This window comes from Desulfarculaceae bacterium (genome assembly GCA_020444545.1).
GTDB lineage: Bacteria > Desulfobacterota > Desulfarculia > Desulfarculales > Desulfarculaceae > Desulfoferula.
Genome location: JAHLKT010000002.1, coordinates 99,816 through 120,276 on the forward strand (window position 1 = coordinate 99,816; position 20,461 = coordinate 120,276).

17 protein-coding genes, 1 tRNA gene and 1 riboswitch are annotated in these 20,461 nt (G+C 67.0%); of the genes, 12 read left to right on the forward strand and 6 right to left on the reverse strand.

The features are described from left to right. Positions 1 to 3 precede the first annotated feature (3 nt). The 4 genes from KQH53_04955 to thiD are packed head-to-tail and all read right to left on the reverse strand — an operon-like array spanning position 4 to position 4,473. Entirely contained in the window at positions 4 to 996 is a 993-nt protein-coding gene (locus KQH53_04955) for a biotin--[acetyl-CoA-carboxylase] ligase (GenBank protein MCB2226008.1), read from the reverse strand. Positions 997 to 998: 2 nt separating this feature from the next. Further along, on the reverse strand, positions 999 to 1,805 hold the full coding sequence (locus tag KQH53_04960) for an HAD-IIB family hydrolase (GenBank protein ID MCB2226009.1): 807 nt from the start codon (positions 1,803 to 1,805) through the stop codon (positions 999 to 1,001). Between the two features lie 24 nt (positions 1,806 to 1,829). After that, positions 1,830 to 3,125, reverse strand: coding sequence for a phosphomethylpyrimidine synthase ThiC (gene thiC / locus KQH53_04965; GenBank protein ID MCB2226010.1), 1,296 nt, complete (start codon positions 3,123 to 3,125; stop codon positions 1,830 to 1,832). A 4-nt stretch (positions 3,126 to 3,129) separates the two neighbouring features. After that, positions 3,130 to 4,473, reverse strand: coding sequence for a bifunctional hydroxymethylpyrimidine kinase/phosphomethylpyrimidine kinase (gene thiD / locus KQH53_04970; GenBank protein MCB2226011.1), 1,344 nt, complete (start codon positions 4,471 to 4,473; stop codon positions 3,130 to 3,132). A gap of 79 nt (positions 4,474 to 4,552) precedes the next feature. Then, positions 4,553 to 4,664, reverse strand: a riboswitch (TPP riboswitch). 207 nt (positions 4,665 to 4,871) lie between these two features. On the opposite strand from thiD, the gene KQH53_04975 reads away from it, so the two are divergent. From KQH53_04975 to KQH53_05030, 12 genes are all read left to right on the forward strand, one after another. Continuing rightward, the gene (locus KQH53_04975) at positions 4,872 to 5,606 is read left to right on the forward strand and encodes an ABC transporter permease (protein MCB2226012.1); all 735 of its coding nucleotides are present in this window, start codon (positions 4,872 to 4,874) and stop codon (positions 5,604 to 5,606) included. A 9-nt stretch (positions 5,607 to 5,615) separates the two neighbouring features. Further along, a complete protein-coding gene (locus tag KQH53_04980) occupies positions 5,616 to 6,380 on the forward strand; it encodes an ABC transporter ATP-binding protein (GenBank protein MCB2226013.1) in 765 nt (254 codons plus the stop codon). Between the two features lie 56 nt (positions 6,381 to 6,436). Next, positions 6,437 to 7,942: an MCE family protein gene (locus tag KQH53_04985; protein ID MCB2226014.1), complete on the forward strand. Its 1,506-nt coding sequence runs from the start codon at positions 6,437 to 6,439 to the stop codon at positions 7,940 to 7,942. Positions 7,943 to 7,952: 10 nt separating this feature from the next. Then, entirely contained in the window at positions 7,953 to 8,420 is a 468-nt protein-coding gene (locus KQH53_04990) for a universal stress protein (protein MCB2226015.1), read from the forward strand. Positions 8,421 to 8,506: 86 nt separating this feature from the next. Next, a complete protein-coding gene (locus KQH53_04995) occupies positions 8,507 to 9,574 on the forward strand; it encodes an XdhC family protein (GenBank protein MCB2226016.1) in 1,068 nt (355 codons plus the stop codon). 21 nt (positions 9,575 to 9,595) lie between these two features. Beyond that, positions 9,596 to 10,018, forward strand: coding sequence for a hypothetical protein (locus KQH53_05000; protein ID MCB2226017.1), 423 nt, complete (start codon positions 9,596 to 9,598; stop codon positions 10,016 to 10,018). A 36-nt stretch (positions 10,019 to 10,054) separates the two neighbouring features. Continuing rightward, positions 10,055 to 11,464, forward strand: a complete 1,410-nt coding sequence (locus KQH53_05005; protein ID MCB2226018.1) for a DEAD/DEAH box helicase — start codon at positions 10,055 to 10,057, stop codon at positions 11,462 to 11,464. 35 nt (positions 11,465 to 11,499) lie between these two features. After that, on the forward strand, positions 11,500 to 12,489 hold the full coding sequence (locus KQH53_05010; protein ID MCB2226019.1) for a hypothetical protein: 990 nt from the start codon (positions 11,500 to 11,502) through the stop codon (positions 12,487 to 12,489). Continuing rightward, entirely contained in the window at positions 12,486 to 13,475 is a 990-nt protein-coding gene (locus tag KQH53_05015; protein MCB2226020.1) for a DUF362 domain-containing protein, read from the forward strand. The genes KQH53_05010 and KQH53_05015 overlap by 4 nt, the downstream gene beginning before the upstream one ends. After that, complete coding sequence (locus tag KQH53_05020; protein MCB2226021.1) at positions 13,475 to 15,385, forward strand: 4Fe-4S binding protein; 1,911 nt, start codon at positions 13,475 to 13,477, stop codon at positions 15,383 to 15,385. The genes KQH53_05015 and KQH53_05020 overlap by 1 nt, the downstream gene beginning before the upstream one ends. 203 nt (positions 15,386 to 15,588) lie before the next feature. Beyond that, a complete protein-coding gene (locus KQH53_05025) occupies positions 15,589 to 16,791 on the forward strand; it encodes an aldo/keto reductase (GenBank protein MCB2226022.1) in 1,203 nt (400 codons plus the stop codon). Between the two features lie 82 nt (positions 16,792 to 16,873). After that, a tRNA-Arg gene (locus KQH53_05030) sits at positions 16,874 to 16,950 on the forward strand. A gap of 534 nt (positions 16,951 to 17,484) precedes the next feature. On the opposite strand, the gene KQH53_05035 is transcribed toward KQH53_05030, so the two are convergent. After that, a complete protein-coding gene (locus KQH53_05035) occupies positions 17,485 to 18,417 on the reverse strand; it encodes a substrate-binding domain-containing protein (protein MCB2226023.1) in 933 nt (310 codons plus the stop codon). Between the two features lie 67 nt (positions 18,418 to 18,484). Continuing rightward, positions 18,485 to 20,395 carry a c-type cytochrome gene (locus KQH53_05040; GenBank protein MCB2226024.1) on the reverse strand — a complete coding sequence of 637 codons (1,911 nt, stop codon included), beginning with the start codon at positions 20,393 to 20,395 and terminating at the stop codon, positions 18,485 to 18,487. Positions 20,396 to 20,461: the final 66 nt, after the last annotated feature.

Consider the following 20,461-nt stretch of genomic DNA (forward strand, 5'->3'; position numbering starts at 1 on the left):
GGGCTAGGACTTGCCCTCCCAGGCCAGAAGGCTCACGTCCCCGTGATGGATGGGCGAGACCGTGCCGTTCTCCTCCAAGAGCAGGGCCCCGCTGGGTGCGAAGCCGGTGGCCCGGCCCTGGCGCACCAGCTTACCCTCGCGCACCGAGACCTCCAGGCCCAGGATCAGGGAGCGCCCGGCGTACTCGGCGGCCAGCTCCTCGGCCCCGCCGCCCACGAACTGCTCGTAGAGCGCGCTCATCTCGGCCAGCACCCAGGCCAAAAGCTCGGCCCTATGCCAGGCATGGCCCGTGGCCGCCCGCAGGCTGATGCCCGGCTGGTCCAGCCCGGCCAGCCACTTGGCCTCCTGGTTCACGTTGAGCCCCACCCCCACCACGGCGTGGTCCACCGTTTCGGCCCGGCTGGTGAACTCGGTGAGCACCCCGGCCAGCTTGCGGCCTTCCAGATACACGTCGTTGGGCCACTTGATGGCCGGGGCCAGGCCGCCGTGCTTTTCCAGTGCGCGGCACAGGGCCAGGGAGACCAGGTTGTTCAGGGCGAAGATGCGGCTCAGGCCCAGGTCGGGCCGCAGGATCAGGGAGAAGAGCAGGGCGGTGTTCGGCGGCGAGACCCAGCGGCGCTCCAGGCGGCCCCGGCCGTGGGTCTGGTGCTCGGCCACCAGGCAGGCGCCGTGGGGAGCGCCCGCCTCGGCCCGGCGGCGGGCCTCCAGATTGGTGGAGTCTATCTCCGGGAAGTAGTACAGCGGCAGGCCCATGGAGCCCGCGCCCAAACGGGCCTCCACCATGGCCGGCAACACCAGGGGCGGCTCGCCTTGCAAGAGATAGCCCCGCCGGGTGGCTGCGCTGATGTCCACCCCCTGCTCGCGCAGCACGCCCACCGCCTTGGCCACCGCCGCGCGGCTGCAGCCCAGGAGTTCGGCCATCTCCTGGCCCGAGCGCTCGCCGCCCGCCTCCAGCAAGAGGCGCAGCACCTGGCCCGCGCGGGAGGGTTCCACCAAGATCAGGCCCCTTCGCCCAGGACGGCCAGCACCGCGTGATTGAAGCCCGCCGGTCCGGCCAGGGGCTCTCGGGTCAGGCCCTCCAGCTCCAGGGACGCGTGGCTGCCGTCGGGCCGGGCCACCAACACCGGGTGGTCCACCGCCTCCAGCATGGACAGGTCATTCTGCGCGTCGCCCAGGGCCATGGTGCTCAGCACCGGGTCGCGCTTGGCGTAGAGCACCTTGAGCAGGCGCACCGCCTTGCCCTTGTCCCCGCCGCCCAGCAGATGCCAGAAGCGGCCCCCCCGCGTGACTTGCAGGCCAGCCTGCTCGGCCGCCGCGATGAGCGCCTGGCCCTGCTCCTCGCTGGTGGGGGGCATTATGGGCTCGTTGAACTCGCGGGCGCGGGCCTTGGCCGCCTGCTCCTTGCTCAGGCCGGTGAGCTTGGCCACCTGGCGGTCGCTCATTTCGCCGAAGCCGGTGAGGCCCAGCTCGGCCAAAAAGCCCTTGGCCCGCTCGCGCACCTCGGCAATGGGCAGGCCGATTTCGTGCACCCGCCAGCCGCCGCCCGCGTCGATCCAGGTCTCGCCCTTGGCCACCACGCAATCAGGCGGCGCGAAGACGCCCCCGCCGTTCTCGGCGATGAAGGGGCCGCTCAGGCCCAGCTCGGCGTGCAGGGGGATCATCTCGGCCCGGGTCTTGGAGGAGCAGAGCACCAGGGGGGTTCCCCCGGCGGAGAGAGCCTCCAGGGCCGGACGCGCCGCCTCCCAGGAGTAGGTGTGGTGATCCAGCAGGGTTCCGTCCAGATCGCTGAAGACCACCAGTCCCATGTCTCTCCCCCTCGCTCGCCCTGCCTAGCCCTTGCCGTGCAGGTGTTCGTTCACCAGCTTCATGGCGCAATACTTGCCGCACATGGTGCAGACTTCCTCCTCGCCCGGAGGGGAGCCCGCCCGCATGGCCCGCGCGGTCTTGGGGTCCAGGCACAGGCCGAACATGGCCTCCCAGTCCATGGCCTTGCGGGCCTGGGCCATGGCCCGGTCGCGGGCGATAGCCTCCTGGTTGCCCTTGGCGATGTCCGCCGCGTGGGCCGCGATGCGCGTGACTATCACCCCTTCGTATACCTCATCCGGGCCGGGTAAGGCCAGGTGTTCGCTGGGGGTCACGTAGCACAGGAAGTCCGCCCCGGCCCAACCGGCCAGGGCCCCGCCGATGGCGCAGGCCACGTGGTCGTGCCCGGCGGCCACATCGGTCACCAACGGCCCGAGCACATAGAAGGGCGCATTGTGGCACAGGCGCTTTTGCAGCTGGATGTTGGCCTGCACCTGGTCCAGGGGCACGTGGCCCGGACCCTCGATCATCACCTGCACCCCCGCGTCCCAGGCCCGGTCGGTCAGCTCGCCCAGGGTGATCAGCTCGGTGATCTGGGCCCGGTCCGTGGCGTCGGCCAGGCAGCCGGGCCTCAGGCCGTCGCCCAGGGAGAGGGTCACGTCGTGCTTCTGGCAGATCTCAAGCAGCCGGTCGTACTGCTCGTAGAGCGGGTTCTCCTTCTCGTTGGCCAGCATCCAGCAGGTGAGGAAGGAGCCGCCCCGGCTCACCACGTCGGTGATGCGCCCCTCGGTCCGTAGCCGCTGCACCGCCTGCTGGGTCACCCCGCAGTGCACGGTCATGAAGTCCACGCCCTCTTCGGCCTGCTGCTCGATGACCCGGAACACGTCGTCCGCGGTGATGTCGATGATGCCCCGGCCCTCGCCGGTCACCTCCACCGCCGCCTGGTAGATGGGCACCGTGCCCACCGGGGCGTGGCTCAGCTCCAAGACCTGGCGGCGCATCTGGGTCAAATCTCCGCCGGTAGAGAGATCCATCACCGCGTCGGCCCCGGCCTCCAGGGCGGCGTGGAGCTTGGCGGCCTCCTCGGCCGGATCGCAGCGGTCCGGGCTGGAGCCCAGGTTGGCGTTCACCTTGACCCTGAGTCCCTGGCCCACGCCGCAGGGCTTGAGGCTGGTGTGGGCCGGGTTGGCCGGAATGGCCACCTTGCCTTCGGCCACCAGGGCCATCAGGGTGTCCAGCGCCATGCCCTCGGCCGCGGCCACGGTCTCCATGGCCGGGGTGGCCTGGCCCGCGCGGGCCGCTTGCAACTGGGTCTGTGCCATCTGCTTAACCTTCCTTGCCGGCCAAGAGCAGCAGGCGATCCACGATCTCGCCGGGGCTCTGGGCCAAAAGACGCAGCACCGGCTCCTTGCCGTTTTCGCCGCGGTCGAATATTACCTCGGGAACCTTGCCCATGACCTCGATGGCCCGGGTGGTGCCCCATTCCAGAGTGGAGCCTTCCATGCGTTTGACCTCGGGCGGCTCCTCGGCCCGGGAAAACTCGCCTACGCTCCAGCCCAAGGCCTTGGCCCGCTCCACCAGCTCCTCGGAGAAGTTGCAGGCCATGGCCGCGCGCATGGCCGGGTCCTTGGCCATGGCCGCCAAAACGATCTTGGCCACGTGGCTGGAGGCGCCAAGACGGGCCGGGCCCACCGCCTTGAGGCGGGTGCCGATGTGGCTGATGCGCCCGGCCACGGCCAACACCTCGGCGGCCGAGGAGGCGCCGGGCAGGCCGTAGCCCAACTGGCCGCGCACCTCGGGGATCATGGAGGCCAGGCCGTCCACCGTCTCCAGGCGCTCGAGGGCCGCGTCCATCTCGGCCAAACACTCGCCCAGGGCCAGGCGCGGGGCCAGGTCGGCCAGGGCGTGCACCGGGCCGTGGCCTTGGCCGATGGCCAACCCGGACGCGATGGCGCGGCGCACCAGCAGGCGGGCCCGCTCAACCGCCGGGGCCAGCTCCCACCCCTGGGCCAACAGGGCCGCGATGGCCGAGGCCAGGGTGCAGCCGGTGCCGTGGGTGTGGGGGGTGTCGATGCGCGGGGCGGAGAAGAAATAGGTCTGGCTGCCGTCGAAGAGCAGGTCGCCGGGCTCGCCTTGCAGATGGCCGCCCTTTATCAAGGCCGCCTGAGCCCCCAGGCCCACCAGCTCCTTGGCGGCCAGCTCCATGCCCGCCCGGTCGGTGATGGGCCGTCCCAGCAGCTCGGCCGCCTCGTCCAGGTTGGGGGTGATCAGCGTGGCCCGGGGCAGGAGCATGGAGCGCACCGCTTGCACCGCCTCGGCGGCCAGCAGGCGGCTGCCGCCCTTGGCCACCATCACCGGGTCCACCACCACCGGAGCCTTGACCCCGGCCAGCAGGCCGGAGACCAGCTCCACCAGCTCGGCCGAGTGCAACATGCCGGTCTTCACCGCGTCGGTGCCGATGTCCTCGATCACCGCGGCGAACTGCTGCTCCACGAAGTCCAGGGGCACCGGGTGCACCGCGCGCACCCCAATGGTGTTTTGGGCGGTCAGCGCGGTGATCACCGTGCTGGCGTGTCCGCCCAGGGCGCCCACGGCCTTCAGGTCGGCCTGGATGCCCGCTCCCCCGCCGGAGTCGGAACCGGCGATGATCAACACCCGCGAGATGCTCATGGGGCCATTTCCTCTTCGCCAAAAAAAATCGGGGCCGCCGTGGTAGGCGGCCCCGCTCGTATAGTTTGCCATGGGCTTACTTTATCGGGCGAGCCGTTCCCTACGCCGGCACTAACCGGATCAGGTTCAAGGGGTCGCTCCGCCCTGGGCGGAAGCTCTCAGCCACCGATGGGGCACCCCCCGGCCTCTATAGACGAAAACCTATCAAGGGATTGCCCTATCGTCAAGCGTACACGGCACATAGCTCATCATAAGCTTATCGTTTCTTGACGGACCCCAGCCCGCCCCCTATAGTGATTAAGGACTGATCACCGCCGGCGGGAGCTTAACTATCTTCCCTTCTTGGAGAGTCGGCCATGCACCTGTTGCGCCCCTTTGAGTATGTAGGGGCTAAGTTCCTGGGTATGCTGGATGAAGCGGGAGAGCTGCTCCTGCTTTTTCTGCAGACGGTGCTGTGGTTTTTCCGGCCGCCTTTCCGCTTCCATCTCCTGTTCAAGCAGTTCGAGTTCGTGGGAGTGGGCTCCATCAACGTGACCCTGCTCACCGGCGCTTTCACCGGCGGCGTGTTCGCCTTGCAGAGCTACCACGGCTTTTCCCTGTTCGGGGCCGAGAGCCTGGTGGGCTCCACCGTGGCCCTGGCCCTCACCCGCGAGCTGGGCCCGGTGCTCACCTCGCTCATGGTCACCGGCCGGGCGGGCAGCGCCATGGCCGCCGAGCTGGGAACCATGCGGGTCACCGAACAGGTGGACGCCCTCTATGTCATGGCGGTCAACCCGGTGCAGTACCTGGTGGTGCCCCGGGTGCTGGCCGGGGTGGTCATGCTCCCGGTGCTCACCATCATCGCCGACTTCGTGGGCATCGTGGGGTCTTATATCGTGGGGGTGCACCTGCTGGGCATCAACCACGGCATCTTCATCAGCAAGATCATCGAATATCTCGAGTTTTCCGACATATCCATGGGCATGACCAAGGCGGCCTTTTTCGGCCTGATCCTGTCCATGGTGGGTTGTTTCAAGGGTTTCTACACCACCGGCGGCGCCGAGGGGGTGGGCCGCGCCACCACCCAGGCGGTGGTCCTGGCCAGCGTACTCATCCTGGCCTCGGACTACGTGCTCACCGCGATCATGTTCTAGGGACGCTCCATGGGCACCAACGGCAACATCATAGAGCTGGTCGACATCCACAAGGCCTTCGGCTCGTTCAAGGTGCTCAAGGGCGTGAACCTGAGCATTCCCCAGGGCAAGACCACGGTGATCATCGGGCGCAGCGGCGGCGGCAAGAGCGTGATGCTCAAGCACATGATCGGCCTGATCAAGCCCGACCAGGGCCAGGTGCTGGTCAAGGGCAATGACATCGTGCGCATGGGCGACCACCAGCTGAACCAGGTGCGCCACAGTTTCGGCATGCTCTTTCAGGACGCGGCCCTGTTCGATTCCATGAACGTGATGGACAACGTGGCCTTTCCTCTCCGGGAGCACAGCAAGCTCTCGGAAAAAGAGATCATGGAAGCGGTGTCCCAAAAGCTGGCCATGGTGGGGCTGCCCGGGGTGGAGGAAAAGCTGCCCAGCGAGCTGAGCGGCGGCATGCGCAAGCGGGTCGGCCTGGCCAGGGCCATCGCCCTGGAGCCGGAGATCATCCTCTTCGACGAGCCCACCACCGGCCTGGACCCGCCCCTGTCGGCGGCGATCAACCGCCTGATCAAGGACACCCAGGAGCGCCTGGGCATTACCGCGGTGGTGATCAGCCACGACATCGAGGGGGCCTATGACGTGGGGCACAACATCGCCATGCTCTACCTGGGCGAGATAATCGCCCAGGGCACCCCGGACGAGATCAGAAACAGCGACAACGCGGTGGTGCAGCAGTTCGTGCATGGCCGGGCCGAAGGGCCCATAGAGGTTATATAAACCGGCGTCCGGCGCCGGATGGGTTATACTAGGGAGCCGAAGGGACCGGAGGCATCATGGCCGGAGTTTCCACAGAGGCCAAAGTCGGCATTTTCGTTCTGGTGGGCGTGGCCATCCTCGCCTACATGACTATCCGCCTGGGCGATTTCAAGCTCGGCGGCCCGGAGGGCTATAAGGTCTACGCCGTTTTCGACCAGGCTTCGGGCCTTAAGAAAATGGCTCCGGTGGAGATGGCCGGCATCCAGATCGGGCAGGTGCAGCAGATCGCCCTGGACCGGGGCAAGGCCCGGGTGACCATGCTTATCAGCAAGGACGTGCCCCTGGCCGAGGACGTCACCGCCCTGATCCGCACCCGCGGCGTGTTGGGCGACAAGTTCATCGCCCTGGAGCCGGGCAGCCCCGGCGCCCCCAAGCTCAAGCAAGGCGAGCAGATCACGCGGGCCGAAGTGCCCACGGACCTGGACCGGGTGATGAGCCGCATCGGCGAGGTTGCCGACAACATCAAGGACATCACCGATTCGCTCAAGGTCTCCATCGCCTCGCCCGAGTCGGCCCAGAACATCAGCGAGGCCCTGGCCAATCTCCGGGAGCTCACCGGCAGCCTCAAGACGGTGGTGGCCGACAACCAGCAGCGCCTCAACCGCATCGTGGTCAACATGGACCGCTTCACCGGCGACCTGAGCGACATCAGCACCCAGAACAAGGCCGCCCTCAACGACACCATCAAGAACTTCCAGGTGGCCAGCCGCCAGATGCAGACCACCATCGCCGCGCTCACCTCGGTCATGCAAAAGGTGGACAAGGGCGAGGGCACCATCGGCCAGTTGGTCAACAACAAGCAGACCATCGAGGACCTGAACTCCACCCTGGCCTCGCTCAAGGACGTGAGCAACAAGATCGCCAAGGGCGAAGGCACCATCGGCAAGCTGATCAACGACGACACCACGGTGACCAAGATCGACGACGCCCTGACCTCCATCAACGACTACCTGGCCCGGGCCGACGCCTGGCGGGTGTTCGTGGAGTATCGCGGCGAGTACATGTTCAAGGAGGAGTCGCTACGTAGCGAGCTGAACGTGCGCCTGCAACCCAAGGCGGACAAGTTCTTCCTCATCGGCGTGGTGGACGACCCCCGGGGCAAGCGGGCCGAGACCGACTCCTACAAGACCGTGGACCAGGACGGGCATGTCACCACCACCCACTCCAACACGGTCAACTACAACCGCGACGACCTGACCTTCAACGCCCAGTTCGGCAAGCGCTTCTGGGATCTGGTGCTCCGCGCGGGCATCTTCTCCAGCACCGGCGGCATCGGGGCCGACTACTACCTCTGGGACGACAAAATCCGGCTGACCGCCGAGGCCTTCGAGTGGCGCATGGACACCGCGCCCCGGGTGCGCTTCTCGGCCAACTACGATTTCTGGAACTACTTCTACATGTCGGCGGGCGTGGACGACATATTCAGCAAGAGCGGGGACACCAGCTTCTTCCTGGGAGGCGGCATCTACTTCTCGGACGACGACCTGCGCTTCCTGCTGACCAAGGCGCCCACCTCGCCCTAGGCCGGAGGTCATGGCTTTCGATCTGATCATAGCCGCCACCGATTTCTCCCCCGGCGCGGGGGAGGCCTTTGCCCAGGCCCTGGCCCTGGCCAAGCGCCAGGGCGCGCGCCTGCTCCTGGTCCACGTATTGCCCCCTCTCATGCCGCCCAGCCCGCTGATGGACGAGGTGGCGGTCACCCAGACCACCATGGCCCTGCGCGAGGGCCTGCGCGCCTCCAGCCTGCAAGAGCTGGAGGCCCTGGCTTCCCAGGCCGAGGAGGTTACACTGGAGACCCGCCTCATCGAAGGCGACCCGGCCCGCGAGCTGGCCGCCCTGGCCAAAGGGACCGGGGCCGGGCTCCTGGTCCTGGGCCACACCGGGGTCAGCGGCCTGGCCGAGGCGGTGTTCGGCTCGGTGGCCCAGAAGCTGGTGCGCCGGGCCCCCTGCTCGGTGCTGGTGGCCCGCCCCATGCTCCCAGAGCCCGCATCGGATATGTAACCAGCGAAAATCCCTCCGATGGTTTATAGTTAGGGCAGGAGAATCTTCAACCGGGCGGCCGATGGCCGGCCCGCGGATTATTGGATATGCGCGAATTTCTGGCAGCTGTGTGTGAACATCTGGCCTCGGGCTCGAATTTGTGCCTGGCCACCATTGTCGAGGCGACCGGATCGGCTCCCCGCTCGCGGGGCAGCCAGTTTTTCGTTTATGACTCTGGATTTTACGGCACCATCGGCGGCGGACGCTTCGAGGCGGACATCATCGCCCAGGCCCGTGCCTGCCTGAGCCAGGGGAGGGCCGATCTGGCCCACCATCGCTTGCAGGGCAAGGACGTGGCCGACATGGAGATGATCTGCGGCGGCGACGTCAGCGTGTACCTGGAGCCCCTGACCGCGGGCGACCAGGAGGCCCTGGCCATCTACCGGGCCGCGGCCTCGGCGGCGGCGCGGGGGCGGCGCAGCCTGCTGGCCACCCTGGTGGCTCCGGGGCCCATGGACGCGGTGGGCGGGCGCAAGCTCCTGTTGGGCGCGGACGGCGGCGCGGTGGGCTCCCTGGGCGACAACGGGTTGGTCCCGGCCCTGGGCCAAGAGCTGGAGCGCCTGAGCGGGGCCGACGGCCCCCAACTCTGGCTGAGCCCGGAGGTCCCGGCCCAGCGGCTGCTCCTGGAGCCCATCATCGAGCGGCCCACGGTGTACATCTTCGGCGGCGGGCATGTGAGCCAGAAGCTGGCCCCCCTGGTGTCCATGGCGGGCTTCAGCCTGGTGGTGGCCGACGACCGGCCCGAGTGGGCCAACCGGCAGCGCTTCCCCCAGGCGGCGGAGATATGGAACGATCCCCTGGACGCGGTCCTGGCGGATCACGAGCTGGGCTCCGAGGCCTACGTGGTCATCGTCACCCGGGGCCACCTCTACGACAAGGAGGTCCTGGGCCAGGCCCTGAGGCACAAGGCGGCCTACGTGGGCATGATCGGCAGCCGCCGCAAGCGCGAGATGATCTACCGGGCCCTGGCCGAGGAGGGCGTGTCGTCCGAGACCCTGGCCTGGGTGCACTCACCCATCGGATTGGACATCGGGGCCGAGACCCCGGAGGAGATAGCCATCAGCATCATCGCCGAGCTGGTGGCGGTGCGGGCCGGCAAGAGCGCCGGACGCTAACGGCGCAAGAGGAGACAGACGATGCGGCAAGGTGTGTGGTTCATTCTATTGGCCATAGCCTTGATAGCCGGCTGCGCTCATGAGGCGGCCGAGGAAATGGCCAAGGTGCAGGTGGGCATGACCCCCAAGCAGGTGGAGGCCAAACTGGGCCAGCCCGAGGCCGTCAAGCGAGTGCGCTTTCCGGGCCACCAGCGAGATTATCTGGTATTGCAGTACGAGCTAATCCCCCAGTCCCAGGTATGCCTAAGCGAAGGCACCGGCCGGGTGCTCACCGGCATGTTCACCCTGGGCCTGAGCGAGGTGGCCTGGACCAATGCCAAGGCCACGCCGCACTGGGTGTACTTTCTGGACAACAAGATGGTTTACTTCTCCGAGGCGGTGGATTGCGAAAAGACCGGATGCCGCACTTGGCTGGATATAAGAGACAAGAATTACACGCGCTGATAGCGCCACCGTCACGGATTGGAATTATTGACAAATATGATCAAGGACGAAAGCCCCGCAAAGCAGACCCAACCCCAGGAGCCCCGCACCCCCGAGGCCCCGGTGGGCACCCCCTTTTCCGACTTCGACCTGCCCCCCGAGCTGCTCAAGGGCCTGTCCGATTCGGGTTATGAACGCTGCACCCTGATCCAGGAGAAAGCCATTCCCCTGGGCCTGGAAGGCAGGGATGTGGCCGGCGAGGCCAAGACCGGCACCGGCAAGACCGCGGCCTTCCTGGTGCCCATCTTCGCCCACCTGGCCCGCGACAAAGAGCGCAAGCCCGGCGAAATCAGCGTGCTCATCGTTTCGCCCACCCGCGAGCTGGCCCTGCAGATTTTGCAGGACGCCCAGGCCATCGGGCGGCACATGGACCTGAAGATGCTGGCCGTGTTCGGCGGGGTGGACTACAAGAAGCAAGCCGACGCCCTGCGCGAGGGGGTTGATCTGGTGGCGGCCACGCCCGGCCGGCTCATCGACTACATGAAGCAGCGCATCCTGGACTACCGCAAGGTCAAGTTCCTGGTCATCGACGAGGCGGACCGCCTGTTCGACATGGGCTTCGTGGACGACCTGCGCTGGGTTCTCCGCCGCCTGCCCAAGTACGACCAGCGCCAGACCATGCTCTTCTCGGCCACCCTGGGCTGGCGGGTGATGGAGCTCACCTACGAGTACATGAACCCGGTGGCCAAGATCTCGGTGGTCTCCAACACCAAGACGGTCAGCCAAGTGACCCAGGAGATGTACCACTGCTCGGCCTATGAGAAGCTCAACCTGCTTCTGGGCCTCCTCAAAAAAGAGGACTGGGAGCGGGTGATGATCTTCACCAACACCAAGCGGGTGGTGGACATGCTGACCTTCAAGCTGAAGGCCCACGGCCTGCCCGCCGAGGGCATCAGCGGGGACATCACCCAGCCCAAGCGCCTCAAGCTCATGGAGGCCTTCAAGAAGGGCGAGCTCAAGATCCTGGTGGCCACCAACGTGGCCGCCCGCGGCCTGCACATCGACAACGTGAGCCACGTGATCAACTACGACGTGCCCGCCGATCCCGAGGACTACGTGCACCGCATCGGGCGCACGGCCCGGGCCGGCGCGGTGGGCAAGGCCATCACCATCTGCTGCGACGAATACGCCACCCATCTTCCCTACGTGGAGGAGTATCTCGGTGACAAGATTCCCGTGGTATTCGCCGAGGAAGACATGTTCCTGCCCGACGACACCCCGGCCTACCGGCGGCCTCCCCGCCGCAATGACGGGCGCGGCCGCCCCGGCGGCGGCGGGGGAGGGGGCCGTGGCCGGAGCCGCTCCGGCGGCGGCGGCAAGCCTTCTGGCGGCCAGCGCCGCGGCCGGAGCTCCGGCCGGGGCAGGGGCGGCGGCAAGTCCTCCGGCGGCGGGGGCAGGAGCTCCTGATCCCCGCCGGACGGCCATGAACATGGGGGGCGGGCATGGCGCCTAGGGCCGCCGCTCCCAGCCGGGCCCAGCGCCTGACGGGCCTGGCCGTGCTCATTGCCTTGGCCTTGGTGGCCCTGGGGGTGCTATACACTCAGGGCCGCTACGACCCGGCCTCCTGGGGCTGGGGCTCGGCCGCGCCCGGCGGCGACGCCGGTCCCCTGGCCGCCCTGGCCGTGCCCGGCCTGGAGCCCCGCGAGGCGGGCGCTTCCTTTGACCCGGCCACCCTCTCCGACAAGATCGACGGCAAGGCCGAGCTTTACCTGGCCGCCGGGTTCCAGCGCCTCTACACCCGGCGCTACGCCCTGAAGGGCAACCCGGCCGCCTGGCTGGAGCTGATGCTCTACCGCATGAAAGACCCCCGCGCCGCCTTCAGCGTGTTCAGCAACCAGCGCCGCCCCGGACCCACCCCGCCCGGCCTGGGGCCCAACGCCTACGCCACCAGCAACGCCCTGTATTTGGCCGACGGCCCCTGGTATCTGGAGGCCGTGGCCTCGGCCCCGGACGCCGGGCTCATCAAGGGCCTGGACGCGGCGGCGCGGGCCATCGTGGCCGCCCTGCCCAAGGACCAGGCCGCCGCCGTGCCCGGCGAGGCGGCGCTCTTCCCGCCCCAGGGCCTCAAGCCCGGCTCGGTGGTGCTCCTGGCCAAGGACGCCTTTGGCATGGCCGGGCTGAACCAGATATTCATCGCCTCCTATCCCCAGGGAGCGCCCGAGCGCATCGCCTGGCTGGCCCGACGGGCCGGCCCCGAGGCGGCGGAGCAGGAGGCGGCCGCCTATGCCCGCTTCCTGGAGACCAACGGCGGGCGCATGGCCCCGGCCCCCAGAGCGATTCGCGGCGCGCGCCTCACCGAGCTCTTGGGCGTGTGGGAGCTGGTGTGGCCCCAGGGGTCGTATGTGGCCGGGGTGCGCGGGGCCGAGAGCCAGGAGGCCACCCTGGAGCTGGCCATGCGCCTGCATAAGCGCCTGAGCGAGGTGAAGCCGTGAGCGGCCAGGGCAAGGATCTTGACCGCCGCGAGTTCATTGGGCGCGCGGCCAAGGCGGGCCTGGGCGTGGCCGCTGTGGGGGCTTTGGCCTGGTGGGGCTATGACGGCAAAGGCCCGGACGCCACCAGCGGCGCGGCCCCCTCGGTGAAGCTGCCCTCCTATGCCGTGAGAGGCCGTGAGAGGCGCCTGGCCATCGTCAAAAGCAGCCACCGGGTTCCCGCCCTGCGGGCCGGCCTGGAGGCGCTGGGCGGCCTGGGAGCCTTCGTGGGCGCGGGGCAGCGGGTGCTAATCAAAGTCAACGCGGCCTTTGCCAGCCCCCCGGCGCTCTGCGCCACCTCCAACCCCGAGCTGGTGGCCGAGCTGGTGCGCCTGTGCAAAAAGGCCGGGGCTCGGGAAGTCATCGTCACTGACAACCCCATCAACGACCCGGCCTCCTGCTTTGAGCTTTCGGGCATCGGCCCGGCCGCCCGGGCCGCCGGGGCGCGGGTGATGCTGCCCCATCCGGCTGCCTTCGCGTCCTACAGCCTGCCCGGCGGGCGGCTCATCCAGAACTGGCCCCTGCTCTGGGGGCCGCTGGAGGGGGTGGACCGTGTCATCGGCCTGGCCCCGGTCAAGGACCACCACCGCTCCCAGGCCTCGGCCACCATGAAAAACTGGTACGGCCTGCTGGGAGGCCGCCGCAACGTGTTTCACCAGGACATCAACGGCATTATCTCCGAGCTGGGGCGCATGGTGACCCCCAGCCTGGTCATCGCCGACGGGGTGGTCTCCCTGGCCCGCAACGGCCCCACCGGAGGCTCCCTGGAGGACCTGAAGCCCACGGGCACCATGATCTTGGGTACCGACCAGGTGGCCGTGGACAGCGTGGCCGTGGGCCTGCTGGGCCTCAGCCCCTCGCAGGTGGCCTGGCTGGGCCTGGCCCAAAAGGCCGGGGTGGGCACGACCGATTACCAAGCGCTCAAGCCGCGCCTGGTGGAGCTGGGCTGATGAAGATCACCACGGCCCGCCGCATAAGCCAGGCCTTTTTCCTGGCCCTGTTCCTGTGGTTCTGTGTGGTGGCCACGGTGGGCGAGCGCTTGTGGCAACTCCGGGGCTGGCCGGTGAACTGGTTCCTGGAGCTGGACCCGCTCACCGGCCTGACCACCCTCATCGCCGGGGGCTCGCTCTACAGCGGCCTGCTCTGGGGCGCGGCCACCCTGGCCCTTACCCTGCTGCTGGGCCGCTTCTTCTGCGGCTGGGTCTGCCCCTTTGGGGCCATGCACCATTTCATCGGCTGGCTGGGCAACCACAGCAAGGACCCCAAGGAACGCGCCCGGCGCAACGCCCCCCATCCGGCCCAACAGATCAAGTACTTCCTCTTGGCCTTTTTCCTGGGCGCGGCGGCCAGCGACCTGGCCGCGCGGCTTCTGCTGGGGCAGGGCGCGGCCTTCGCGGCCGGGGCAATAGCCATCGCCTTGGTGCTGGCCGCCACCCGTAAGGGGCAGGGCAGGGACTTCTACTTCATCGCGGTGGGCGTGCTGCTGGCCCTGTGGGCGGTGTGGAGCATGGCCGCGCCCCGGGGCGGGGCCTCGTTGCTGGCGGGCCTGCTGGACCCCATCCCCCTAGCCAGCCGCTCGGTGAACCTGGCCCTGCTGCCCCTGGCCGACATGCCCCTGCGCATCGCCTGGCCCGAGCCCCGCTTCTACCAAGGCGCGGCCATGATCGGGGCCATCTTCCTGGCCTTCTTGCTGCTCAATCTGTGGCGGCCCCGTTTCTTTTGCCGCTACGTCTGCCCCACCGGAGCGCTCTTCGGCCTTCTGGCCCGCTTCTCGCTGTACAAGGTGGGCAAGCGCGAGGCGCGCTGCGGCGGGTGTATGGACTGCGAGGCGCTCTGCGAAGGGGCCTGCCGCCCGGCCGGGCGTCTGCGCCCCCAGGAGTGCGTTCTCTGCCTCAACTGCCTTAGCGAATGCCCCGAGAGCGCCATCACTTACCGGCCCAAGCCCTCGGCCGCGGGCGAGGTGGCCCCGGACCTGAGCCGCCGCCGGGTCTTGGCCGGGCTGGGCGTGGGCCTGGCCGCGCCGCCGCTCTTGGGCCTGGGCGGGCTGCTGGGGCCCAACTGGGACCCGCGCCTCATCCGGCCGCCCGGCTCCCTGCCCGAGGGCGAGTTCCTGCGCCGCTGCCTGCGCTGCGGCCAGTGCATGCGCGTGTGCCCCACCGGCGTGTTGCAGCCCGCCGGGCCATCCTTCGGCCTGGAGGCGCTGTGGACCCCGGTGCTTAACAACACCATCGGCACCAGCGGGTGCCAGCCCCGCTGCGTGGCCTGCTCCCACATCTGCCCCAGCGCGGCCATCCGGCCCATATCCCTGGCCGAAAAGCTGGGCCAGGGCGAGTACGCCGCGCAAGGCCCCATCCGCCTGGGCACCGCCTTTGTGGACCGGGGGCGCTGTCTGCCCTGGGCCATGGACCGGCCCTGCATCGTGTGCCAGGAGAACTGCCCGGTGAGCCCCAAGGCCATCTTTACGAGGGTGGCCTATCAGACCGTGATCAGCGGCCTTAGCGCGGGCGAGGCTGGCGGCGGCGAGTTGGCGGTGAGCGGCCGGGCGCTACGGCCCGGGGCCTTGGCCACGGGCGACTACTATCTGGTCGCGGGCGAGGTCCGGGCGCGCATCCGGGCCAACACCAACGCGGCGCTCTCCCTGGAGCCCGGCCCGGGCTGGCATACCCCGACGCCCGGCAGCCCGGTGGCGGTGCAGGTGCGTTTGCAGCGGCCCTATGTGGACCCGGCCCGCTGCATCGGTTGCGGCATCTGCCAGCACGAATGCCCGGTGAGCGGCAAGCGGGCCATCCGGGTTAGCGCGGAGAACGCCACCCGCGAGCCCAGGCACTCCCTGTTGCTCAAAGGCGCGGGCCCCCACTGAGCCACCGGCTTCGTCAGACGGCGGGATACCGCGTTGCCGACGGCGCTCCAGCCCCGACACATTTTTAGCTCTTCTTTGAATGTCACTGGCTTGTGCTCTTGTCCCGCGCCAAATGATTGCCAGGTTCCTGCTATAATTAAAGGAATTGAAATGCCGCCGCGAAGGTGGCTGAACGGGGCGAACCCTCACTGAAGGCGGGAAGCATGGCCGAGAAAAAGGGCGGCAACAGCCGTAGGGATTTCTTCAAGACCGTGGGCGCGGCAGGGGCGGCATCCCTGCTTTTGGGGCCGGGCGCGGCCCTGGCCGCCGCACCGATGACCGTGCCCCGGCGGCCTTTCGGCCGCACCGGGGTGGAGGTCGCCGCCTTGTCCCTGGGCGGCATCTTCGACATCGTGACCAACCAACTGGTGCTGCACCAGGCGCTCAAGCTGGGCATCGACTACTGGGACACCGCCTACTCCTACACCGGAGGGCGCAGCGAGGAGGGCATCGGCCGCTACTTCGCCCGCTTCCCTCAGGTGCGTGAGCGCATCTTCCTGGTCACCAAGGCCCACCGCCGCACGCCCGAAGATTTGCAGTCCAACCTGGAGGAGTCCCTCAAACGGCTCCAGACCAACTACGTGGACCTGTTCTTCGTGCACGCCATCAGCGAGCCAAGCGAGGTGGACCGCCCGGAGATCAAGGCCTGGGCAGCCAAGATGAAGAAGGAGGGCAAGATAAAGCTCTTCGGCTTCTCCACCCACCGCAACATGGCCGATTGCCTGGCCGCCGCGCCCAAGATGGGCTTCATCGACGGCATCATGATGACCTACAACTACCGCATCATGCACGGCCAGGACATGAACCAGGCGGTGGAGGCCTGCCACCGGGCAGGCATCGGTCTGACCGCCATGAAGACCCAGGGCGGCGGCCCGGTGGCCGACGACACCGAGGGTGAGGTGCAGCTGGGCGGCCGCTTCCTCAAGAAGGGCTTCAGCCCCTTCCAGGCCAAGCTCATGGCCATTTGGGAGGACAAGCGCATCGCGGCCATCTGCTCCCAGATGGCCAACGTGACCATCCTGCAAGCCAACGCGGCCGCGGCCATGAGCCGCACCGCGCTCAGCGCGGCCGATCGCCGCGCCCTGGCCGCCTATGCCCAGGCCACGGCGGGCTGCTATTGCGCGGGCTGCGCGGGCATCTGCGAGGATGCCCTGGCGGGCGCCGCGCCCGTGGCCGATGTGATGCGCGGGCTCATGTACGCCCGCAGCCACCGCGACCTGGAGCTGGCCCGGGCCACCCTGGCCGAGGCCCTGCCCGGCGGGTCCGATGCGCTGCTCAACACGGACTTTGGCCCGGCCCAGGCGGCCTGTCCCCAGGGGCTGCCCATCGCCCGGCTCATGCGCGAGGCGGCGGAGGAATTGGCCTAGGCAAGATAAAGGTCGATTGCGGCTTGCCAATTCGGCGGTTTTTGTTATAATCCGCTTTCGTCGCCCTAGGCGGCAAAACAACGCGCCCGTAGCTCAGCTGGATAGAGCGCCGGACTACGAATCCGTAGGCCGCCTGTTCGAATCAGGCCGGGCGCACCAAAAGTAACGAGGGGCTGGCCCGGAAGGGCTGGCCCCTTTCCCTTTTGATCAAGCACGTTGTCCCCATTTTTTTTCGTATGAAGAATGGAATCAGCGCCTTTAGTTTGTGTGTAGCTAACATAGTTGATGCAATACTAAACAAGCGTATGTGTTGTGCTGGGTGAAAATATGCCGGGTAGATCAAACAAACCCTCGAACAGAATCGACCTGGCCGAAGCCCTGCGTTTCCGGCTCTAGCGCGGGCTTACTTACCAGGAGATCGCCGAATGCTTAGATAGTAGGCCAAATCCACGGGGGGATAAGGGGGGAATCCCTTTTTCAATTAATTACGGTTCGGCCCCTGGGTACGAATTTTCTAAAAGCACCCCACGCAACAAATTTCTTTCGATCTTGGTCATGCAAGGCACAACCCTGCTTGCTGGCGTCCAAGTTAATGGTGCTTAGAATTAGTATGCACTCCCCTCTTCACGGCGGAGACCGACGCCGCGCGCAAACTGGGCTCAACCAGGCGGCATTGGCGCGAACCGTGGCCGGCTACTTGCCATGCGGTGCCAGGAAACCGTATTTGCGGTACACCGCCTGCCCCTCTTGGCTTACCAGAAAATCCAGGAAGTCCTGGGCCGCCTGGGGATGAGGCGCCTTTTTCAAGGCCGCGGCGGTGTAGGTTACGTACTGGTTTTGCGCGTCGGGAATCTGGACCATGGCGATGGGGTTTTTTATCATGCCCTGAAAATAGGCTTCGGTGTACCAGACGGGCCCGGCATCGGCTCTCTTTTGCATGATGCGCATGGGCGTTTGGCGGTGGTGCATGCGGGTCAGCCAGGTGGTGCCGGCCTTTTTTTTGGCCTGCATGATCTTTTCTTTCAGGGCCTGGCCGCCGGCGGCCACGTATGCTTTTTGTATGGGCGTGGCAATGCCTTCCCATTGGGGGTTGGGCATGGACACCTTCACGTCGTCGCGGCCAAGGTCTTTGAGTCCCTTGATGTGCTTAGGGTTGCCCTTGTAAACCATGATGGCCAGGCGGTTGCGGGCGTAGTCCACCGTGCGGCCGAACCAGCCCTTCTCCTTCTGCATCTTCATGATGCGGCCGCGCCCCCGGGTATAGACGTCCGGTTGCAGGGCTATGCGCAGGGAGCCCACGACCAGGGATCCCTGCTCTATCTGTTGGGCCTCAATGCCCGGCGGCAGGGTTTGCCAATAAATGCGTTTGTATTGGGGATACTTCTTCTGGAAGGCCTTCATCAAGTCATGGGTGACCATGAACTGGTTCCCGGCGAAGAAAACCACCAGTTGCGGATCAACCACGTCGCCGTGCAGGTCGGCCATGTCGTTGACGCATCGGAGATGGAATTTCTTGCCGTTGGCGGGCGTGCCGGCCCAGGGGGGATAAACCTGGGTGGCCAGGGCGGAGGAAGCCGCCAGCAGGGCCAGGGTCAGGGTGCACAAAAAAACCAGTTTCCGTAACATACGCCCTCTCCTTTTAGGTCAGCGGCGATCCCGGATTTGGGGCCGGGACCGCCGCTGCTTGGTTCACTTACTTGGCCTTGCTCTTGTCATGGGCCTTGATGATGGGCTGGAAGGGCCCCAAACGATGCTGTTCGGCCGAGAATCCGTCATCCCAGGGAGGATAGGGCGAATCCACCGGTTTCTGCTTCTTGTCGGGGTAGTCCGTGCTCAGCTTGGCCGGGCTCATGAGGGGCCGGGGCAGGCTGTTGAAGTAGGCGGCGATGTCATAGGCCTGGCCGGTGGTGAGCACCGGATGCTGGTAAGTGGCTCCCAGGGGCATGTTGGCCCGGATGAAAGCCGCCGCGGTCCTCAGGCGGTTCATACCCGCGCCGTTGTTGTAGGCGCCCGGCCCGGCCAGGGGTGGCACCACGTACTTGGGCTGGTAGGTGTACAGGCCCTGATAGCCCATCCCCTGAACACCGTGGCAGGTCAGGCAATAGGTGGCGTAGGTTTCCTTGCCCGCGGCCAGGTTGGCCTTGCGGTCGGGGAACTTCAGCTTGGGCGTGCCCTTGCCCAACATCTTCTTGGGTGCGCCTTCGCTCAGCCAGGTCAGATAGGCCACCATGGCCTTCATTTCCGGGCTGTCCTTGGGCAGGGGCCGGCCGTTCATGCTGCGCTGGAAGCACCCGTCGATCCGGTCCTGTATGTCGCCCATGCCGCCCTTGCGGGCGCGGTAGCTGGGATAGCGCTTGGTGACTCCCACCCAGGGGTTGCCGAAACGCTGCGTCCCCATGTTCAAGTGACAGTTGGCGCAGTCCAGGGTGTTGCCCGAGTAGCGTTTGTCAAGGTGGGGCTGTCCCGAGCCCAGATGAAGGTTGGTGCGATTGAGCAGCTCAAAGCCACGGCGCACCTGCTCGCCCTCGGGGCCCTGGGGCAGATGGTTGGGGTCGCGGGGTTTCCACCAGCTGCCGGCCAAGGCCACCTTCACCGGCGGAGCCTGGTAGCGGGCCGGGGCGGTGAGGCTGTTCAGGAATAGAAGCACGGCGTGGATATCGCTCCGCTGCCATTGCTGATCCAGTTGCAGCCAAGCCATCAGGTCCACCGCCTCGCCGATGGTCCCCACTCTCCCGTCGTGGAAATAGGGCCCCGTGATGGCCACGTTCCTGAGCACCGGTACCTTGAAGACGTAGCGGTCCGCCGGGTTTTTGGTGACGCTGTAGCGGCCCAGGTCATTTTGGTCGAAGTAGGGATGGTAAACCCCAATCTTCTGGAAGAGCATGCCGCCCAACACCGGCCCCTCGTGGCAGCGCACGCAGCCTTGATTCATGAACAGCCGCAAGCCCTTTTTCTGCTTGGCCGAGAGGGCCGAGGCGTCCCCGGCCAGGAAGCGGTCGAAATTGCTTTTGGTGATCAGGGTGCGCTCAAAGGCCGCCACCGCGTGGGCGAAGTTCTTGGCGTTCACGGGCTCCTTGTCCTTGGGGAAGGCCTTGGCAAAGGCCTCGCGGTAGCCCTTCATCTTTTTGAGGCGTGCCATGGCCTCCACCACGTCGGGCATGCCCATCTCCATGGGGTTGAGCATGGGGCCGGTGGCCTGGGCCTCCAGGGTGGGGGCTCTGCCGTCCCAGAACTGAGCGATTTGGAAACCGGCGTTTAGGGTGCTGGGGGCGTTGCGCGGCCCGAAGTGACCCATGGCCCCCTTGGAGGTGGGCAGATAGTCAACCCCGCCCTTGCTCTGATCCAAACGGTGACAGGTGTTGCAACTCTCGCTACGGTTCAGGGACAGTTCGGTTTCGAAATACAGCCGCTTGCCCAGGGCGGCCATCTCCGGAGTGTCGGTATCCGCTCCGGGCATCTTGTCCGGCAGTGTGCCGAAGACCGCTTTGGCCTGGCGCAGCAACATCTGATCGTCAGCGCCGGTGGCGGACATCACCTGGCCGGCCAATAGGGCGGTCAAGGCCACGGCCAGCAGCACCAAACAGGTTTTCCTCAATCGATTCATCTTGGGTCATCTCCTCCCCTATGGGTCATTTACTCCCCCTCGGCTCATCCGCCGCCCGAAGCCGCC

Coding starts and splice junctions, on each gene's coding strand:
- KQH53_04960 (MCB2226009.1), bottom strand. CDS start 1,805: ATGGGACTGGTGGTCTTCAGCGATCTGGACGGAACCCTGCTGGATCAC.
- thiC (MCB2226010.1), bottom strand. CDS start 3,125: ATGGCACAGACCCAGTTGCAAGCGGCCCGCGCGGGCCAGGCCACCCCG.
- thiD (MCB2226011.1), bottom strand. CDS start 4,473: ATGAGCATCTCGCGGGTGTTGATCATCGCCGGTTCCGACTCCGGCGGG.
- KQH53_04980 (MCB2226013.1), top strand. CDS start 5,616: ATGGGCACCAACGGCAACATCATAGAGCTGGTCGACATCCACAAGGCC.
- KQH53_04985 (MCB2226014.1), top strand. CDS start 6,437: ATGGCCGGAGTTTCCACAGAGGCCAAAGTCGGCATTTTCGTTCTGGTG.
- KQH53_04990 (MCB2226015.1), top strand. CDS start 7,953: ATGGCTTTCGATCTGATCATAGCCGCCACCGATTTCTCCCCCGGCGCG.
- KQH53_04995 (MCB2226016.1), top strand. CDS start 8,507: ATGCGCGAATTTCTGGCAGCTGTGTGTGAACATCTGGCCTCGGGCTCG.
- KQH53_05000 (MCB2226017.1), top strand. CDS start 9,596: ATGCGGCAAGGTGTGTGGTTCATTCTATTGGCCATAGCCTTGATAGCC.
- KQH53_05005 (MCB2226018.1), top strand. CDS start 10,055: ATGATCAAGGACGAAAGCCCCGCAAAGCAGACCCAACCCCAGGAGCCC.
- KQH53_05010 (MCB2226019.1), top strand. CDS start 11,500: ATGGCGCCTAGGGCCGCCGCTCCCAGCCGGGCCCAGCGCCTGACGGGC.
- KQH53_05020 (MCB2226021.1), top strand. CDS start 13,475: ATGAAGATCACCACGGCCCGCCGCATAAGCCAGGCCTTTTTCCTGGCC.
- KQH53_05025 (MCB2226022.1), top strand. CDS start 15,589: ATGGCCGAGAAAAAGGGCGGCAACAGCCGTAGGGATTTCTTCAAGACC.
- KQH53_05035 (MCB2226023.1), bottom strand. CDS start 18,417: ATGTTACGGAAACTGGTTTTTTTGTGCACCCTGACCCTGGCCCTGCTG.
- KQH53_05040 (MCB2226024.1), bottom strand. CDS start 20,395: ATGAATCGATTGAGGAAAACCTGTTTGGTGCTGCTGGCCGTGGCCTTG.